The 19,603-nt window shown below is 38.8% G+C and carries 12 protein-coding genes, 2 tRNA genes and 3 rRNA genes; 15 read left to right on the forward strand and 2 right to left on the reverse strand.

Features of this window, described 5'->3' with window-relative positions:
• Positions 1–207 precede the first annotated feature (207 nt).
• From RK01_RS00005 to RK01_RS00035, 7 genes are all read left to right on the forward strand, one after another.
• Positions 208–1,766: ribosomal RNA gene (locus tag RK01_RS00005) — 16S ribosomal RNA — on the forward strand.
• A 231-nt stretch (positions 1,767–1,997) separates the two neighbouring features.
• Positions 1,998–4,912, forward strand: a 23S ribosomal RNA gene (locus RK01_RS00010).
• Positions 4,913–4,992: 80 nt separating this feature from the next.
• Positions 4,993–5,108, forward strand: a 5S ribosomal RNA gene (gene rrf / locus RK01_RS00015).
• The 16S, 23S and 5S rRNA genes sit together here with 1 tRNA gene alongside, the layout of an rRNA operon.
• A 6-nt stretch (positions 5,109–5,114) precedes the next feature.
• Positions 5,115–5,188, forward strand: a tRNA-Asn gene (locus tag RK01_RS00020).
• Between the two features lie 111 nt (positions 5,189–5,299).
• Positions 5,300–5,809, forward strand: a complete 510-nt coding sequence (locus tag RK01_RS00025) for a DinB family protein (protein ID WP_016171237.1) — start codon at positions 5,300–5,302, stop codon at positions 5,807–5,809.
• Between the two features lie 116 nt (positions 5,810–5,925).
• Positions 5,926–6,666: a tRNA pseudouridine(38-40) synthase TruA gene (gene truA / locus RK01_RS00030; protein WP_016171238.1), complete on the forward strand. Its 741-nt coding sequence runs from the start codon at positions 5,926–5,928 to the stop codon at positions 6,664–6,666.
• A 496-nt stretch (positions 6,667–7,162) separates the two neighbouring features.
• Complete coding sequence (locus tag RK01_RS00035; protein WP_016171239.1) at positions 7,163–7,798, forward strand: nitroreductase family protein; 636 nt, start codon at positions 7,163–7,165, stop codon at positions 7,796–7,798.
• Between the two features lie 160 nt (positions 7,799–7,958).
• Here RK01_RS00035 and RK01_RS00040 read toward each other — a convergent pair whose 3' ends face one another.
• On the reverse strand, positions 7,959–9,749 hold the full coding sequence (locus RK01_RS00040) for an ABC transporter ATP-binding protein (RefSeq protein ID WP_016171240.1): 1,791 nt from the start codon (positions 9,747–9,749) through the stop codon (positions 7,959–7,961).
• 136 nt (positions 9,750–9,885) lie between these two features.
• Between RK01_RS00040 and RK01_RS00045 the strand changes: the two genes are divergently transcribed.
• The 3 genes from RK01_RS00045 (at position 9,886) to RK01_RS00055 (ending at position 11,408) form a co-directional block, all read left to right on the forward strand.
• A complete protein-coding gene (locus RK01_RS00045; RefSeq protein WP_016171241.1) occupies positions 9,886–10,317 on the forward strand; it encodes a MarR family winged helix-turn-helix transcriptional regulator in 432 nt (143 codons plus the stop codon).
• A complete protein-coding gene (locus RK01_RS00050; protein ID WP_016171242.1) occupies positions 10,310–11,290 on the forward strand; it encodes a TMEM175 family protein in 981 nt (326 codons plus the stop codon). Before RK01_RS00045 ends, RK01_RS00050 begins: the two co-directional genes overlap by 8 nt.
• A gap of 45 nt (positions 11,291–11,335) precedes the next feature.
• Positions 11,336–11,408, forward strand: a tRNA-Gln gene (locus RK01_RS00055).
• A 57-nt stretch (positions 11,409–11,465) separates the two neighbouring features.
• On the opposite strand, the gene RK01_RS00060 is transcribed toward RK01_RS00055, so the two are convergent.
• On the reverse strand, positions 11,466–13,001 hold the full coding sequence (locus tag RK01_RS00060; protein ID WP_016171243.1) for a helix-turn-helix domain-containing protein: 1,536 nt from the start codon (positions 12,999–13,001) through the stop codon (positions 11,466–11,468).
• Between the two features lie 353 nt (positions 13,002–13,354).
• On the opposite strand from RK01_RS00060, the gene RK01_RS00065 reads away from it, so the two are divergent.
• From RK01_RS00065 to RK01_RS13970, 5 genes are all read left to right on the forward strand, one after another.
• Positions 13,355–13,792, forward strand: coding sequence for a hypothetical protein (locus RK01_RS00065; protein ID WP_016171244.1), 438 nt, complete (start codon positions 13,355–13,357; stop codon positions 13,790–13,792).
• Between the two features lie 247 nt (positions 13,793–14,039).
• A complete protein-coding gene (locus RK01_RS00070; protein ID WP_244874941.1) occupies positions 14,040–16,325 on the forward strand; it encodes an MSCRAMM family protein in 2,286 nt (761 codons plus the stop codon).
• Positions 16,325–17,602 carry a pilin N-terminal domain-containing protein gene (locus RK01_RS00075; RefSeq protein ID WP_016171246.1) on the forward strand — a complete coding sequence of 426 codons (1,278 nt, stop codon included), beginning with the start codon at positions 16,325–16,327 and terminating at the stop codon, positions 17,600–17,602. Before RK01_RS00070 ends, RK01_RS00075 begins: the two co-directional genes overlap by 1 nt.
• Before the next feature lie 79 nt (positions 17,603–17,681).
• The gene (locus RK01_RS13960) at positions 17,682–18,080 is read left to right on the forward strand and encodes a pilin N-terminal domain-containing protein (RefSeq protein WP_016171247.1); all 399 of its coding nucleotides are present in this window, start codon (positions 17,682–17,684) and stop codon (positions 18,078–18,080) included.
• On the forward strand, positions 18,077–19,600 hold the full coding sequence (locus tag RK01_RS13970) for a SpaH/EbpB family LPXTG-anchored major pilin (protein ID WP_016171248.1): 1,524 nt from the start codon (positions 18,077–18,079) through the stop codon (positions 19,598–19,600). Before RK01_RS13960 ends, RK01_RS13970 begins: the two co-directional genes overlap by 4 nt.
• The last annotated feature ends 3 nt before the right edge of the window (positions 19,601–19,603 follow it).

The following is a 19,603-nucleotide window of genomic DNA, read 5'->3' on the forward strand; positions in this document are numbered from 1 at the left end:
AAAACAACTTCAAATGATTTCTCCTTATCGCGACAATTTCTAAACACATTCTTTTAACCGCTTATGTAGACCTTTGAAAACTGAACAAAGCAAGCAAACGAACCAATGTGTAGGATGCTTCTTTTATAGAAGCAAACAACATGCAAGCAATAGCTAGCAAAGAATCAATTTTATTGAGCTTAACAGTCTTTTGACTGTTCAAACACTTTTTATGAGAGTTTGATCCTGGCTCAGGACGAACGCTGGCGGCGTGCCTAATACATGCAAGTCGAACGCTTCTTTTTCCACCGGAGCTTGCTCCACCGGAAAAAGAAGAGTGGCGAACGGGTGAGTAACACGTGGGTAACCTACCCTCAAGCGGGGGATAACATTTGGAAACAGGTGCTAATACCGCATAATATTAATGAACTCATGTTTATTAATTGAAAGGCGCTTTTGCGTCACTTGAGGATGGACCCGCGGTGCATTAGCTAGTTGGTGAGGTAACGGCTCACCAAGGCCACGATGCATAGCCGACCTGAGAGGGTGATCGGCCACACTGGGACTGAGACACGGCCCAGACTCCTACGGGAGGCAGCAGTAGGGAATCTTCGGCAATGGACGAAAGTCTGACCGAGCAACGCCGCGTGAGTGAAGAAGGTTTTCGGATCGTAAAACTCTGTTGTTAGAGAAGAACAAGGATGAGAGTAAAATGTTCATCCCTTGACGGTATCTAACCAGAAAGCCACGGCTAACTACGTGCCAGCAGCCGCGGTAATACGTAGGTGGCAAGCGTTGTCCGGATTTATTGGGCGTAAAGCGAGCGCAGGCGGTTTCTTAAGTCTGATGTGAAAGCCCCCGGCTCAACCGGGGAGGGGCATTGGAAACTGGGAGACTTGAGTGCAGAAGAGGAGAGTGGAATTCCATGTGTAGCGGTGAAATGCGTAGATATATGGAGGAACACCAGTGGCGAAGGCGGCTCTCTGGTCTGTAACTGACGCTGAGGCTCGAAAGCGTGGGGAGCAAACAGGATTAGATACCCTGGTAGTCCACGCCGTAAACGATGAGTGCTAAGTGTTGGAGGGTTTCCGCCCTTCAGTGCTGCAGCAAACGCATTAAGCACTCCGCCTGGGGAGTACGACCGCAAGGTTGAAACTCAAAGGAATTGACGGGGGCCCGCACAAGCGGTGGAGCATGTGGTTTAATTCGAAGCAACGCGAAGAACCTTACCAGGTCTTGACATCCTTTGACCACTCTAGAGATAGAGCTTCCCCTTCGGGGGCAAAGTGACAGGTGGTGCATGGTTGTCGTCAGCTCGTGTCGTGAGATGTTGGGTTAAGTCCCGCAACGAGCGCAACCCTTATTGTTAGTTGCCATCATTTAGTTGGGCACTCTAGCGAGACTGCCGGTGACAAACCGGAGGAAGGTGGGGATGACGTCAAATCATCATGCCCCTTATGACCTGGGCTACACACGTGCTACAATGGGAAGTACAACGAGTTGCGAAGTCGCGAGGCTAAGCTAATCTCTTAAAGCTTCTCTCAGTTCGGATTGTAGGCTGCAACTCGCCTACATGAAGCCGGAATCGCTAGTAATCGCGGATCAGCACGCCGCGGTGAATACGTTCCCGGGCCTTGTACACACCGCCCGTCACACCACGAGAGTTTGTAACACCCGAAGTCGGTGAGGTAACCTTTTGGAGCCAGCCGCCTAAGGTGGGATAGATGATTGGGGTGAAGTCGTAACAAGGTAGCCGTATCGGAAGGTGCGGCTGGATCACCTCCTTTCTAAGGAATATTACGGAGACTACACAGTTTGTAACTTGTCTTTGTTCAGTTTTGAGAGGTCTACTCTCAAACAATTTTGTTCATTGAAAACTGGATACTTGAAGAAAAGAATCAAAACAAACCGAGAACACCGCGTTGAATGAGTTTTTTAATAAGTTCAATTGCTTATTTTCTTGAGTAAGCTTCTATCGCTAGAAGAACTGCTCAAAACCAGACCGAAAGGTCTTATAAGGTTAAGTGAATAAGGGCGCACGGTGGATGCCTTGGCACTAGGAGCCGATGAAGGACGGGACTAACACCGATATGCTTTGGGGAGCTGTAAGTAAGCTATGATCCAGAGATTTCCGAATGGGGGAACCCAACATCTTTTATAGGATGTTACGTATACGTGAATACATAGCGTATACGAGGTAGACGCAGAGAACTGAAACATCTAAGTACCTGCAGGAAGAGAAAGAAAAATCGATTCCCCAAGTAGCGGCGAGCGAAAAGGGACCAGCCCAAACCAAGATGCTTGCATCTTGGGGTTGTAGGACTCCGATATGGTAGTTCTTTCAGATAGTCGAATGACTTGGAAAAGTCAGTCAAAGAGGGTAAAAACCCCGTAGACGAAATTTGGAAGGCACCTAGGAGGATCCTGAGTACGGCGGAACACGAGGAATTCCGTCGGAATCCGGGAGGACCATCTCCCAAGGCTAAATACTCCCTAGTGACCGATAGTGAACCAGTACCGTGAGGGAAAGGTGAAAAGCACCCCGGAAGGGGAGTGAAATAGATCCTGAAACCGTGTGCCTACAACAAGTTAGAGCCCGTTAATGGGTGATAGCGTGCCTTTTGTAGAATGAACCGGCGAGTTACGATTGCATGCGAGGTTAAGTTGAAGAGACGGAGCCGCAGCGAAAGCGAGTCTGAATAGGGCGAATGAGTATGTAGTCGTAGACCCGAAACCATGTGATCTACCCATGTCCAGGTTGAAGGTGCGGTAAAACGCACTGGAGGACCGAACCCACGTACGTTGAAAAGTGCGGGGATGAGGTGTGGGTAGCGGAGAAATTCCAAACGAACTTGGAGATAGCTGGTTCTCTCCGAAATAGCTTTAGGGCTAGCGTCGAAGTGAAGAATGATGGAGGTAGAGCACTGTTTGGACTAGGGGCCCATCTCGGGTTACCGAATTCAGATAAACTCCGAATGCCATTCATTTATATTCGGCAGTCAGACTGTGAGTGATAAGATCCATAGTCGAAAGGGAAACAGCCCAGACCACCAGCTAAGGTCCCAAAATGTATGTTAAGTGGAAAAGGATGTGGGGTTGCACAGACAACTAGGATGTTGGCTCAGAAGCAGCCACCATTTAAAGAGTGCGTAATAGCTCACTAGTCGAGTGACCCTGCGCCGAAAATGTACCGGGGCTAAACATACTACCGAAGCTGTGGAGTACACCGTAAGGTGTATTGGTAGGAGAGTGTTCTAAGGGCGTTGAAGGTAGATCGTGAGGACTGCTGGAGCGCTTAGAAGTGAGAATGCCGGTATGAGTAGCGAAAGACAGGTGAGAATCCTGTCCACCGAATGACTAAGGTTTCCTGGGGAAGGCTCGTCCGCCCAGGGTTAGTCGGGACCTAAGCCGAGGCCGACAGGCGTAGGCGATGGACAACAGGTTGATATTCCTGTACCCGTTGTATTTGTTTGAGCAATGGAGGGACGCAGGAGGCTAAGAAGTGCAGACTGATGGATATGTCTGTTCAAGCAGTAAGTCTTGAGATGAGTCAAATGCTTATTTCTATAAGGACAAGCTGTAATGAGGAGGGAAATAATAGTACCGAAGCTTCTGATGTCACACTGCCGAGAAAAGCTTCTAGTGAGAAGACAACGGCCCGTACCGCAAACCGACACAGGTAGTCGAGGAGAGAATCCTAAGGTGAGCGAGAGAACTCTCGTTAAGGAACTCGGCAAAATGACCCCGTAACTTCGGGAGAAGGGGTGCTGACCGCAAGGTCAGCCGCAGTGAATAGGCCCAAGCGACTGTTTATCAAAAACACAGGTCTCTGCAAAATCGAAAGATGAAGTATAGGGGCTGACGCCTGCCCGGTGCTGGAAGGTTAAGAGGAGTGCTTAGCGTAAGCGAAGGTACGAATTGAAGCCCCAGTAAACGGCGGCCGTAACTATAACGGTCCTAAGGTAGCGAAATTCCTTGTCGGGTAAGTTCCGACCCGCACGAAAGGCGTAACGATTTGGGCACTGTCTCAACGAGAGACTCGGTGAAATTTTAGTACCTGTGAAGATGCAGGTTACCCGCGACAGGACGGAAAGACCCCATGGAGCTTTACTGTAGTTTGATATTGAGTGTCTGTACCACATGTACAGGATAGGTAGGAGCCGTAGAAATCGGGACGCTAGTTTCGATTGAGGCAATGGTGGGATACTACCCTTGTGTTATGGCCACTCTAACCCGCACCACTAATCGTGGTGGGAGACAGTGTCAGATGGGCAGTTTGACTGGGGCGGTCGCCTCCTAAAAGGTAACGGAGGCGCCCAAAGGTTCCCTCAGAATGGTTGGAAATCATTCGCAGAGTGTAAAGGCAGAAGGGAGCTTGACTGCGAGACTTACAAGTCGAGCAGGGACGAAAGTCGGGCTTAGTGATCCGGTGGTTCCGCATGGAAGGGCCATCGCTCAACGGATAAAAGCTACCCTGGGGATAACAGGCTTATCTCCCCCAAGAGTCCACATCGACGGGGAGGTTTGGCACCTCGATGTCGGCTCGTCGCATCCTGGGGCTGTAGTCGGTCCCAAGGGTTGGGCTGTTCGCCCATTAAAGCGGCACGCGAGCTGGGTTCAGAACGTCGTGAGACAGTTCGGTCCCTATCCGTCGCGGGCGTTGGAAATTTGAGAGGAGCTGTCCTTAGTACGAGAGGACCGGGATGGACTTACCGCTGGTGTACCAGTTGTCTCGCCAGAGGCATCGCTGGGTAGCTATGTAGGGAAGGGATAAACGCTGAAAGCATCTAAGTGTGAAGCCCACCTCAAGATGAGATTTCCCATTTCTTAAAGAAAGTAAGATCCCTGAGAGATGATCAGGTAGATAGGTCAGGAGTGGAAGTACAGCGATGTATGGAGCGGACTGATACTAATCGATCGAGGACTTAACCAAAGTTAAAAGAAAACTCGGAAGAGTTTTGATCCCCTTCAAGATCCAGTTTTGAGTGAATAACATTCACTTTAATTAAATAGTGTGGTGGCGATAGCGAGAAGGATACACCTGTAACCATGCCGAACACAGAAGTTAAGCTTCTTAGCGCCGATTGTAGTGAAGGGTTTCCCTTTGTGAGAGTAGGACGTCGCCACGCGGTTATTCCGGCATAGCTCAGTTGGTAGTAGCGCATGACTGTTAATCATGATGTCGTAGGTTCGAGTCCTACTGCCGGAGTTCTTAAGACAGCTTAATAGCTGTCTTTTTTTGTTATAATTTTCATACCTCCATGATTTATGGAAAACATGGTAAAATACAATATATAGTCCTATTGAGGAGGTATGAACAGTGAAAATTACACAGTTATCTATTGAGACATTATTAAGAGCAAAGGAACGATTTGAAGACTCTTTGGAACAAATGAGTGTAACTGAGGCAAATACTATGCCAGCATCATTAATTAAATCTGTAACATGGTTGATGTGGCATACGGCACGTGAGTTGGACTTTCAGATGTCTGACTTAAATAAATCACAACCTTTATGGATTAAAGAAGGATGGCGTGACAAGTTCGCCCTTCCTCTTGCGGATAAGACTGAGGATTGGCATCATACCCCACAAGAAGCTGCAAAAGTAGTCGTGAATGATAAAAAACTATTAATAGATTATTTAAATGCCAGCATAGATTTTACCAGTAATTACTTGCAGAATTTAAAAGAAGAAAGTTTAAAAGATATCATTGATACGAATTGGAACCCGCCAGTATCGCGCCAAGCGCGTATTGTATCGGCTATCGATGACGCTGTAATGCACTCAGGCCAAGCAGTTTATACACGGCGGTTAGTGATTGGAAAATAGAAAGTTAGTCATGCAGGGAGATACTTTTACCCCTGCTTTTCTTGTGTAAAGTTAATCAGTACTTTTTTGAAAAACGAACAGTTGAATAGATGAACAGATGAATAGAGGTTGCTAAAATGAAAAATATTAAATTAACGATAGAATATGACGGTAGACGGTATCTAGGTTGGCAGAGATTAGGGAACTCAGATAAAACCATTCAAGGTAAAATTGAAAGTATCTTGTCTCAAATGACTGGAGAAAAAATTGAAATTATTGGTTCTGGGCGAACAGATGCGGGAACACATGCAAGAGGCCAAGTTGCCAATTTTAAAACCGAATCCGATTTATCTGAAGTCGAGATGCTCTCCTTTTTAAATCGTTATTTGCCAAACGATATTGTCATTAAAGCAGTGGAAGAAGTGGGAGAAAGATTCCATGCGCGCTATAATGCAATAGGCAAACAATACAGTTATTATGTCTGGAATGATACGATTCCAACAGCTTTTTATCGTCACCATAGTTTCTATGTGCCTCAAAAATTAGACTTATTAGAAATGGAAAAAGCTGCTGAAAAGCTATTAGGAACTCACGATTTTATTGGTTTTTCTGCTTTGAAAAAGACGAAGAAATCGACTGTTCGAACTATTAAAGAAATTCGTCTGGAAAAAGAAGGAAGTATGCTGCACTTCACTTTTATTGGAGATGGTTTTTTGCATAAGATGATTCGAATTTTGACAGGGACTTTACTAGAAATCGGTATGGGAAAATTAGATATGCAAGTGATTGAGGAAGTTTTAGTAAAGAAAGTTCGACAAGATGCTGGTGAAACTGTTCCGGCATCTGGATTATTTTTAGATCAAGTTTTTTATGAATAAAAACGTTAAAGTGGAAAAGCTGGTTAAATAGCCTCAGTTTTAATCTTTTTAACTGTGAATAAAATATTTTTAGTAGTAATTTTTGCCAGGAAGATTAATAATTTAAATATAAAGACAACATGATATGTCAATTAAGTTGGCAATCATGTTGTCTTTTTAAGCAAAGGGATTATAGGATTGTCACTGGGAATAAGTCCGATATACCTCGCCTGTTGATGTTTAGTTTCACGCACGGGCTCTCCACGATAATAAGACAAAATTTTAAATAATGTAAGAGTAATTTATCAAGATTTCGTTTTAGTGTTGAAGAGCTAAAAGAATCCGTTCAGTTTTTCTTCATTGAAATACAGGATAGGATGAAAATTTAAAATAGTTTCGATATATATTATGAATTAGGATATCAATAAGCTTTAATCTTGCGAAAATAAAAAGAATAAAGTATATTTTATCAGTTCGCTTAAATAAAAAATTAAATTTTCGAGAAAGAAGTTATGAAATGACAAAATTAGTGAATAATAATTTTAGTGATATCGCATTAAACCGTAAATCAATTCGACGTTACGATGAAAATGTAAAAATCAGCCATGAAGAAATGCTGACAATGTTAGACGAGGCTAATCGGGCTCCTTCATCTGTTAACTTACAACCTTGGCGTTATGTTGTAATTGATACGAAAGATGGAAAAGAAAAATTGCGTCCTTTTATACATTTTAACCAATTACAAAACGATACGTCGTCGGCTATGATTCTAATTTTTGGTGACCGTAAGCCGCATGAATATGGTGAAGAGATTTACGGCAAAGCCTTAAAAGCTGGTTTGATGCCCCAAGAAGTTCATGATCGCCAATTAGCTACTATTATTCCTCTTTATCAAAATTTGTCGCAAGCAGAAATGGATGCTATTATTTTGCGAGATGCCAGTCTTTCGGCAATGCAGCTGATGTTAGTAGCGCGAGCGCATGGCTATGATACGAATGCAATAGGTGGTTTTGAAACCACTAATTTAGCCCAAACTTTTGATTTATCTGAAGATCGCTACTTACCAGTCTTAATTTTATCTATCGGAAAAGCTGCAGAAGAAGGCTATCAATCCGTAAGACTTTCTGCAGATAAACTTACGACATTTAAATAAGAAAGTGAATGTAATTTTGTGACACTAAAATCGATAAATAAACACCTGTATTTCTCGTATATAAGAGAAATACAGGTGTTTTGCTTAAACAATCAAATTGTATTATTTTAATTGTTGTTAGATCAGACCATCTGATAAGCTAGCTTGTGAAAAGCCACTTTTACGCAGCAACTTCCTTGTCTTTAAATTGGGTTTGATAAAGTTTTGCATATAGGCCAGCTTGTGAAACAAGTTGGTGGTGATTTCCTTGCTCTACTATTCTACCTTGTTCCATCACAGCAATTTGATCAGCATTTGCAATGGTAGAAAGGCGGTGGGCGATGACGATGCTTGTCCGGTTTTGCATGAGATTATCCATCGCTTTTTGAACGTAATATTCCGAAATGGCATCTAGTGCTGAAGTGGCTTCATCTAAAATTAAAATTTGCGGATTTTTCAAAATGATTCGCGCAATGGCAATGCGTTGTTTTTCACCGCCGGAAAGTTTAATACCACGGTTGCCCACCACAGTATCATAGCCTTTTGGTAGTGTCATGATGAAGTCATGAATGTAGGCAGCCTTAGTAGCAGCAATTAGATCTTCATTTGTGGCTTGCTCATTAGCGTACATCAGATTGTCGCGGATAGTTCCATTAAAAAGGAATGTTTCTTGACTGACCACTCCAATATTTTGTCGTAAGCTTGTAAATGTGACATCTTTGATATCTTGACCATCAATTAGAGCAACGCCGTGTGTTGGATCATAAAGACGGGTTAAAAGGTGTGTTAAAGTGGACTTGCCTGCTCCAGATAGTCCAACGAGAGCCAACGTTTCACCTGACGAAATGTGTAAATTGATATTTTTTAAGACTTCATTTTCTTCATAACGAAAATCAACATTTTCAAAAGTTATTTCACCCTCCTGGATGACAAGTTCTTTAGCAGTAGGGCTATTTTTAATCTCAGGTGTAATGTCTAAATATTCAAAAATACGTTCAAATAAGGCAAAGGAGCGCATTAAATCCACTTGAATATTAGATAATTGGGTAACGGGATTGTAGAGTCTACCTAAAAGGGAAGCAAAGGTGATAATACCCCCAATAGTCAACTGGCCTTTTGCAAGTAAAAATCCACCTACTAAATAAATTAACATAGGTCCAATTGCCATTAAGACAGACATAGCCATGCGAAACCAACGACCTGCTAAAGATTCTTTGATCTGTAGGGCAGTTACTTCTTGATTAATTTGATCAAAAGTTTGGAAAGATTCATCTTCTTTGGTAAAAAGTTTCATCAGTGTACTACCACTTGTGTTTAGCGTCTCTTGGGTGTGTTGGTTAAGTCGACTTAGCGCAGTCTGACTTGCTGATGCGATTTGCCACCTTTTTTTACCAACTTTACGGGTAGGTAAAATAAATAGTGGTACCGTCACTAAAGCAACTGCTGCTAGAATTGGACTAATGGAAAACAAAGCAAAAAGAGTGGTGGCTAAAATAAAGATACTACTTAATGCATTGATGAAAGTGGTTTGGAAAACTTGTTGAATGCCATCAACATCACTAGTTAAGCGAGTTAAAATTTCCCCTTCTTTGACAGTAGTAAAGAAACTTTGTGGTAAAAAAGTTAAATGACGATACAAATTGTTCTTCATTTCTAACGTAATATTTTTGGCAATCCAAGTACTCAGGTAGCCTTGAGCAACTTGCAGTAAATTTAATAAAATTGTGGCAGAAATAGAAAGTCCGATTAAGATACTTAATTGCGTCAAATCATGTTGGGGCAATGCTTTATCAACAATTTTTTGTAATAAAAGTGAAGGTACAAGTCCCAAAGCAGAAGTAGCGAGTATTAAAAGAATTACAAAAACCAATTTTAGTGTATGTGGTTTAAAATAATTGAGGATTCGTCGGATAAAAGTAAGTGTCAATTCAGGTTTTTTAGTTTGGTCAAAGTCAAAACGCATTCGCGCCATTAAATCCCCTCCGTTTATTAGTTAGGTACCTAATAATTATACTCTCGTTTTTTGAATTTGTAAATAGATAGGCACCTAACTATTTGACGAAAGAAAAATCTTTGCGTAAACTTAAGAAAATAAAGGATGTGTTTTGATGAAAGAAGAAGTACTATTTGAAGAATTTCAACGTTTAAATCACTTATTGTGCCGTCATACAAAACGAAAAACAACGGAGGAAGAATTTTCTTTTGGGCAAAATCGGTTATTACGAATTTTAGCGCGACAAGAGGGGTATTCTCAAAAAGAATTAGCTGAGATGATGCATATCAGGCCAGCTTCTTTAAGTGAATTATTAAAAAAATTAAGCCAAAAAGATTATTTGACTAAAAAGCAAAATACAGTTGATCGGCGCGTAACGAATTATTTTCTGACTGAGGCTGGGAAAAAGTATATTTCATCGTTACAAGATGAGCGAAAACATTTAGGGGAAGATTTATTTGCGACTTTAACGTTAGATGAAAAACAACAGTTACACCAGATTTTAAATAAACTTATGACCCAGTTGGAGGGAAACAGTGATGAGTAATATCAAAGAACGTGTGGTTGTTTTTGGAGATGCCATTATTGCGATTATTTTAACAATTATGGTCTTAGAAATTCCAATCAAATATGCTACGAATGGTGATATTGTTTGGCAGACATTATTTAGTGCTGTCGGAATTTATTTTATTAGTTTTTGCTTTGTCGCCAACCTATGGTTTCAGACGGCGTACGCCTTTAATCGTATTGAACAAGTAAAAAATAAAAGTTTAGTGGTTTATTTGTTACTATTATTTTTCCTATCTTTAGTACCTGCGGCAACCAGAATTTTAATTGAAGATACTACCAAGCAGACGGTTCTAATTTATGGTGTACTAACACTGATTGTGACAATACTGATGCGTCGTTTAATTACAGCTTTGACTAAGCAGTCAATTTCTGATAAAGCTTTGCAAAAGCGTCGTGTCGATGAATTAAACCGTCAAGATATGATCAGTTTTATTGCCCGCGTGATTATTTTAATAATCGGGTTATTTCAAGTTCATATCGCTCTTATTATCTATTTAGCGTTGCCCATTTTAGCGTTTTTACAAAATATGATTGATCGTGAAGAAGATCTTTTTGTAGATACATTAGACCAAACAGAACAAGCAGATTATTTTGCTGATCGCAATCAAATTTGGGGAAATTCTATGAAACGGTATTCTCATTTATTACGAGATTCTTTGAAAGATCCCAATGAAAAGGATAGCCCGTCGTGGCAAGGGATTATGAAAGAATGGTTGGGAAAAGTTGATCAAGAAATTGCGATGCGTCAAAAAGCGATGACAACAGCTTCTGCTCGTGAAAAAGAGCAATTACAACAAGAGATTAATCGGCTGCAATTACAAAAATCACGTTTACACGAACGTGAAAATCGTTTGGAAAAGCAGCCTTTTGACAGAAATGATTTTAAATTTCATTCAAATCATAAAGCTTTTGGGAGTAAAAAGAAAGATAATAATTTTAAGACAAAATAATTGAAAAGAAAAAAGTTTGGCGTTATCCTTTTTATGTTGCATAAATGGGATATAGCCAAACTGGTAAGGCACTTGACTCTGAATCAAGCAATTGCAGGTTCGAACCCTGCTATCCCAATAAAAAGTCACTTCCAATTTATGGAGGTGACTTTTTTTGGTGAAAAAATCTATTCGATTAAATTTGCTGCAGCAAGGGTAATTCATGTAAATTTTTCTTTTGAGAAGGAGAAAAAGAAAAGGTTTTATCTGCTTTATTTTGTAATGCTATCAATAATTGTTGAAATAAATCACCTTGATAATCAGGATGCTCAAATGATAATAAATAGAGAGTCTCTTTTATGTCAAAGTGATCTTTTGTTACCCCAATATAAAAATCATAAAATTTATTTTCTTCATAAATTTCATAGGAAACAAATTGAATTTGATCGAGAAAATTACATAAGCTGGTCATCATATAGTGATTAGGCAGTGGCTGAATTCCAACACTCAATATGGTTTCGTAGCTTTTCTTTTCTAAATAGGGATAAACTGATTCAGCTAAAAAATAAGGTAAATCAGCAATTTGTTCGTAAGAAAGATTCGTTTCTTTTAAATAGCCCTCATAGTCGGACATAAAGTGCTGGCAAAAATTAATTAAAGTACTATAATTTTTTTTATGTTGAATGGACACAGGGAGTAATGTTTGCAAGCGAGTTGCTGTTAATAAAGAAGGGGACTCTAGTAGATAAAAAATCATAAAAATATTGCATTGCAACACCGCGGTTTCACTAGGCGTGAGAGAATAATGAAAATAGTCACTTTGTAATTTAGCTATGAAATCTTTGCACATACTGGCAGTAGGAACTTGTTTTTCTAAAAAATCTGTGTATAAATGAGTAACTTTTTTTATGCGCCAATCATCTTTAGAAAGATAATGGTTGGTAAACAATCTGAAATATAAAGAGTGAACTGTATTTTCAATTTCTTCTGGATCGCTACTAAAATTCGCAAAATAGGCACGTAAAATCTTTGCTTTATTTTCAAATAATGGTGGTGGACAGTTAGGTTTTTGCAAGGAATAATTATTTGAAAGGCGTAAGCGAGCAATTAATAAGCAAGATATCCCAACCCATTTATTGAGTGCCGTTGCACCCGTATGCATTAATTTTTCTAACACCTCTTCTTCTTCTTTAATGGGGACAGTACCATTAATTAGATCCGATCCAAAGGTGCCTAAACCTAATAAATTAAAAAAAACAGCTTGAACGTCTTCTTCATCTTTGCCAGCAATAGTCATTTGAGCAGTATTTAACGTGATATTATATCCTTTTAAATAATGAATTAAGGCGCGAAGTCTTCGCAGTAATGTAGACCGGCTAATAAATTGTTCTTGGCAAAAATCTAGGAGAGATTTATCTGGAAAGAGCAAAATTGACAGCAAAATTTGATAGCCCATCGATTGACGGACTAAAAAGCGATGGTATTCCAATTCTTTGCCATGATCCTTTTCCCAAATGATAATGCCTTTTTCGAGGATTAAAGCATCCCAGCCTATCTTTATGAAGTCCTGTTCAATCTCCAAAACGAGTTGATAAGCTTTTTTGTAGTTAATATTTAATTCGATACTGAGTTGATTAATAGAAAAATGGGGACCTTGTTGATTGTTTATATGGTGTAACAAGTCTTTTTTTTTCATTACTAATTTTATCAAGCACGACTGAAAATAACTCATTAATAACCATATTTTTTCTCCTTTTTTAGCGTAAAATCTCAATTTTCTTTAGTCTAACAAAATTAGAAAGAGAATTTATCTAAGTATTTTTACGGTTTATTAAAAAAATAACAAAATTATAAAATGATTATCGTGAGATATGGCGAGTTTTGTCAGTTAAAATAAAATATATCAAAAATGACAAATTAATTTTAGTTTTTTGGTAGCGTCTAGAGATTGCTTTTGGAAAAATAGTCATGAGAAAATCAAAATGAAATATTTCCTTTCTCAGTCAATTTGAAATTACGCTTATTAAATGCAAATACGGATAGCAGTTGACTAGTATACAAGGAAAAATAAATGGAGTGATTGCAATGTTTCTATGGGATTATGATATTGACACAGACTTAGCAAAAATGGATAGGGAAACAAAAATAGTGAAACAATTACGTACCCGAATTCTCGTGGCACATTTTAAAGAAGTTCGCCAGCAAACACGATTCTTTTTGGCAATTAATCAAGAAAATACTGTTGAAAAGTGGCGAAAATTAATTGATGCAGATGCTATTTTATACGCGTTGTTAGAAGCTATCTATTTGGGTGTAGTGTTTGAGGATTTGGCGGATTACTCGATTGAAGAAACATTGAACAACATTCAGCGTTATTATAGGCAAGATTATTTTTCATTAGAGCGACAGCAATTTCCTTTTGATAATGATCGACTATTTGTTCAGTATTTAAAATCTACTGCCCCCAATTTTCCCATATTAACAAAATTAGAACAAAGCGATGGAAAATATATGCTTTCTTAACTTAATTTAAAAGTGATACCAAAAAAGACATCTCTATTGTAGTACCTCAAAAAGTCTAACTTTTATGGGGCATTTCAAAAAGGATGTCTTTTTTTTGTAAAAAAAAGATTTATGGCATCATTCAGATTTATTGCGCCTTGTTTTTGTAAAAGAAGTGGGTGCCTATTTAGATGCAGATAATAATGTTAGGCCAATTGGAGCTAAGTTAACCATTTCCAACCTACGAATTGGAGGTGGGCCAACTTGGTTGAATGGTAACAATATTTATCTGTGGGTAGAGTTTTCCAATAATTTATACTCTGGTGTTGTTTATTGTTATGTACAAGGATTTGATATGGATGTTGAATTTTTTGAAAAAGGAAATGAAAGTAAATTAATTACTTTTGGTAATGAAGGAGACAATTCGGTATTTACATTCGCTTCTTTAAATGGTTATGGGAATGGAAGCCTTAATCCTACGCCAACTAAGAATATTAATCGCCATGAATTTGCTGGTCTAAGAAATAATGGTGATGGACAATTAGTCAAGGGTTCTTTGCTTAAAAAACATTCGGATGGAAAATATTTTGCTGACAATTCAACAGATGGTCATTTTACCGACAAATTGGCATCTAAAAATTTTAATTTAGCGGCCGTTTCTTTTCCTTTAAAAGGTACAAAGCATGAGTTTACAATGGGAACAACGTACGGGCGGGCTTGGAATACTTTTGCCAGTAGTCAAGTCAAAAAAGTACAGCAAAAATCCCCAACAAAAACGGTCCAACCATTGCAGCAATACAAAGACGGTGATCTTTGGAGTAACCCCACAGGAGAAGAGTCTGGTTTTAATCAACGTTATTGGAATGATTTAGATAGTTACGATCGTGATGGAAATTTACTGTGGGAATTTCCTGAAGCTTACCGACAAGAAGGGCATAATGTCGAAAAAGGAAACCTTGCAGTCGGTGTTCCAAAAAAAGAGAATCGTTTTGTCGAACCGGGAAAAGAGCATTATTACTTTATTAATCAAGAAACGATTAATGTCTATACCGAATCGATTTTAATGCCGGAAAGTTATGTGATTTCTGATGTACTACCTGAAGGCGTGACAATTGCAGGAGATGTTCAAGAAGCACTCACCCTGTACAATCTAGATGGTTCAAAACTTAGTCTGGAGAGCTCAAATATTTCTTATGATGCCCAAAAGAGAAAATTAGTAGTCAGGATTTCTTCAGACGTAGCTACTCAGATTCATCAAAAAGGCGCTCTGAGTGAATATGGTGGCAAAGACTTTAGTTTACGGTTAAAAGTAAACGTAGTGCAAAAAGATAGTGGGAACAGTAAGTCAACTATGACTAATAGTGCAAAAGTAACATTTGTATACGCAGACGGAACGACCTTAGAGGAAAAGGAAACTAACCACGTGCAGACACGGTTAAAAGAACCCACAATTGATGTGGAATTAAACAAAACTGATAACAGTGGTGCAGCACTTGCTGGGGCAGAATTTGGACTTTTTGTAACGGAAGAAAGTGAAAAAGCAAAATATGCAACAAGTACCACAGCGCAAAATGGAAAATTGAAATTCAAAGATGTATTACCTGGTAGTTATTGGCTAAAAGAAACCAAGACACCTGCTGGTTTTAAAACGATGACACCTATTAAAGTGACGATTAATGCTAACGGAATAATTAGAGGTAAAGATATTACAAATAATCAAATCAAAAACGAGTTAAAACCGATTGAAATTTCTGTTGAAAAAGTTAATCAAAAAGGAGAATTTTTGACTGGAGCTAAATTTCAATTAAAGAAAAAAGATTCGCAAGAAGTATTTAACTTTAGTGAAAATCCAGCCAAGTTGGGAGTCTATATTTTGGCAGAGTGCCAGCCGGGGACTTACGAATTAATAGAGACACAAGCACCCGCGGGTTTTGAAAAAATTCAGGGCACCATTGGTACGCTGAAAATAGCTTCTTCAGGGGAAATCACTTACTCCTTAGCAAATACTGTAGTTAATAAAGAAGGAAATACAATTAAAATTGCGTTGCCTAAGATAGTAAACCAGATGAAAAAATTTGATTTAAATATTATCAAAAAAGATGCTGTAACAACTGAATTACTAGATGGTGTGGAATTTACTCTATTTGATAGTACAGGAAAACAAAAAATAGGGGAATCACAAAAAACAACAAAGGGCGAAGTGAACTTTCAAGGATTACTAGAACCAGGAAAAACATATCGCTTACGAGAAACAACGGCATTGGCAAGCTATCTTAAATTGCAACATGATTTTATTATTGCTGTCGCAGTTGATGGGACTGTCAAGGTTACGTATAACAATAACGACTATGAGTTTACAGCGATTAAAGAGGTAGTTGGGGAAGTAAATAATGCCATTACTTTTACCGTTTTCAATCACCCTCGTACGCCACTGCCTAAAACAGGGGGAACAGGACGCTACCAGTTTAGCCTATTGTCAATAATCGCAATTAGTACGACGCTTACTTTCTTTGCCTATTACCAATCCAAAGCTAAGAAAGGAGGCGACGCATAATGAAAAAAGTAACTGTGATTTTTTTGCTAGCCATCTCTATTCTTTCTTTTTTTGGTGGTATGCTTCCCCAAAGTGGACAAGCTGAAACAGAAGAACACGTAGAGATTGTCTTGCATAAACGAATTTATCGTGATGTCCGCGCACCTGAAGAAAATTTTTATAAAAATGATGGGTTAACAATTAAAGAAGACAGTAACACTGCAGAAGATCGTGAGTTGATTGAAAAGACTGTAGGTTTAAATGGTGTAAATTTTGAAGTTTTTGATGCGACTACCCTTTATAACCAAACAGATTTAGCTTCTGAAAAATTTGTTGAAACATATTCCAAAATGTCCCGCAAAGAAGCTAAAAAAATCGCGAAAGAGGAAAATTTGTTACTGGTAGGAAAGATTACGACCCAAACGGATGAAAAGCTGCAAAAAAATGGAATCGCCCGTATTCAACTACCCAACCAAAAAGGCAAGGCCTATCTATTTATTGAAACAAAACTAAATGAAAATAAACAATTAAATGTAGATTTGGATAAGAAAGCAGCTCCTTTAATGGTGGTATTACCTCAATATCATCCAATCAATCATGAGGTTTTGAAAGAAATTCATTTATATCCCAAAAATGTAGGCTATGTCCGGGATCCTTACTTTTTTAAGTACGGGAAAACCTCTGCTAATGATCTGACTGAGGGAAAACCAATTCAAGGGGCAAAATTTGTCATTTTTCAATATGACAAAAATAATCAAAAAATCTATTTAGATATGAGTCCTGTTAATGACTTGCAAAATACTTGGGTAGCTTCAAATGATCCATTAAATGATATCCGGGTGAATAAATTTATGTCTGATCAAGATGGATTAGTAAATACAGGCGAACGTTTCTTACCAAGTGGAACATATTATTTTGAAGAAGTGGAAGCAGCACCAGGATTTGTTATCGATAGTGCTGCCCAAAAAATCAAAATTGAAATTCCGGAAGCGTGGTACGACGAAAAGGGTGTCTTTCAGCCGGTTATGATTAACGGGCAAGAAATGGATGAACTTATTTCGGGAAAAGTACCAGCATCCGCTTATCATAAAAAAGAACCGCGTGTGTATAACTATCAAGTTCATTCTGCATTATCGAATAATTTAGAAACAGGAGGCCAATTGCCGCAAACGTTAGGAACGATGATGTCGGCAGGTTTAGTTCAAACATTGCGCCAAAATTTACCGAAAACAAATGAAGGAAAGTCAATCTTGTTTGTTTTAGGTCTTGGCATAATTGTTGCAGTAATTTTTAGCTAGAATAAAAAGCTCAACTCTAAAAAAGTAAATAATAAATAGAAGGCTTATTGGCGCAAATGAAAAAATAGGAGGAAGAAAAATGAAAAAAGGTTCGAAGTGGTTACGTATTTTAACGGTAGTATTCGTATTGTTGCCGTTATTTTGGATGTTTGGTGGTAAAAGTGTCGCTGCTAAAGAAGGAAAAACACAAGGTGAAACACCAGCTGAAACACAAAACGTCACTATTCACAAAAGACAGTTTAGTGATGGTGAATATCCAAAAGATCTGAAACAAAATACCGGTAAAGAAATGATAGATTTTGGTGGAGATCCTTTAAAAGGTGTGGGCTTTACAGCATATGATATGACGAGTACCTATTGGGCAGCTTATGAAGCTGCTAATGGAGAAAGCATGAAGCTAAAGAAGAAGCAGCGCTTGCGGCAGCTCTTAAAGCAGGGTTACCAACAGAATCTACAAAAGCAACCGTTTTTGCTTTGACTAACGACTCAGGTGACGCAACGAAGGATTTACCTGTTGTCTCAAATGGCAAAAAGGCTATCTATCGTTTTGTTGAAACCACAAAACCGGCGGGAGTTGTAAGTGAGAAGAGTCAAGATTTCATTTTGGGACTACCAGTTTATGATGAAGTTACAGAAGAAAAGTTAGCTACTGTTCATGTTTATCCTAAAAATGAAGTGAAAGCGCTGAACTTAGAATTCACGAAATATGGTGTTGATGGAAAAGGTGCAGCGACAACTTTAGCAGGAGCAAAATTTAAGTTAAGAAATGACTCTGGAAATTATTACAAATATGGTGCCTTTACTGCACGTGAAACAGAGGCAGAAGTCTTGGAATCAGGAACAGCAGGGAAAGTTTCTGTACCGAATTTAACTTTAAAACCTGGGACATATATTTTCTCAGAAATTGATAGTGATGTTTCGACTTCAGGAAAACAAACAGCTGAAAATAACGAAATTTATCATTACAAAGAAAAAGACGTTGTGACAGCTACGGTTGATGAAAATATGAAAATTACGTATGACTATTTTAATGCTAATCAAGTGAAAGAAGAAGGTAAGGCTACGGCAGAAGCTTATAACTATAAAACTCCTCTTGTAACAAAAGTTGGCAATGATACGACTGTTGAAGCGGGACAAGAAATTACTTATACCATTACCACCACTGTACCAAAAGATATCTCAAACTACACGACTTTTAAATTAGTGGATACATTTGATTCTCGCTTAGCTTTAATTTCAACTGCTGAAAAAATTGTTGCTTCTCTAAAAATTGGTGACAATGTAGTGAACGATGTCGTGCCTGCAGTGGATGTGGATAGTAATGCCAATAAAGTTACTATTGCGTTAACGCCATCACAATTAAAGGCTTATAAAGGGGCAACAATCACCCTGCAAATTGATATGAAAGTAAAACCCGGCGAAAATCTAAAGCCAATTAACAATAAAGTCGATTTTGTGAATGATTTCAATGACAAAAGAGATACCGCAACCGTCAAAACTGGGGGTCATATCTTTAAAAAGATTGATAGTGTCGACAACAGTGCGTTGGCAAATGCCAAATTTGTAATTACAAAAACAATGGATAGTTCAACTTATTATCTTGTGTTAGATAATAAAAAAGGGAGTTCAGTCTCAGGTATCCAAACAATGGCTGATTTAAAAGTCTCTTGGACGACGGTTAAAGATGATGCAACCACTCTTGTTTCAGATGCTAACGGGGCATTTGGTGTATATGGATTAAAACCGGGGGAATATCAGTTACAAGAAACCCAAGCACCTGCTGGTTACGTTCTCTTAAAAAATGCGCTCGATTTTATTGTTACTGACGAGACAAATGCCTTTACAAATTTGTCTGATATGCAGGTTGATAATAAACCAAAAGGCGTTTTACCTTCAACTGGCGGCATGGGAATCGTTGGTTTGGTGGCAGCAGGTATATTAGCTGTCGGAGCTGCAGGGGTTTACTTTAAAAAAGGACGTCAAAAATTTGAAGCTTAATTA

The organism is Enterococcus dispar ATCC 51266, assembly GCF_000406945.1.
Classification (GTDB): Bacteria; Bacillota; Bacilli; order Lactobacillales; family Enterococcaceae; genus Enterococcus_C; species Enterococcus_C dispar.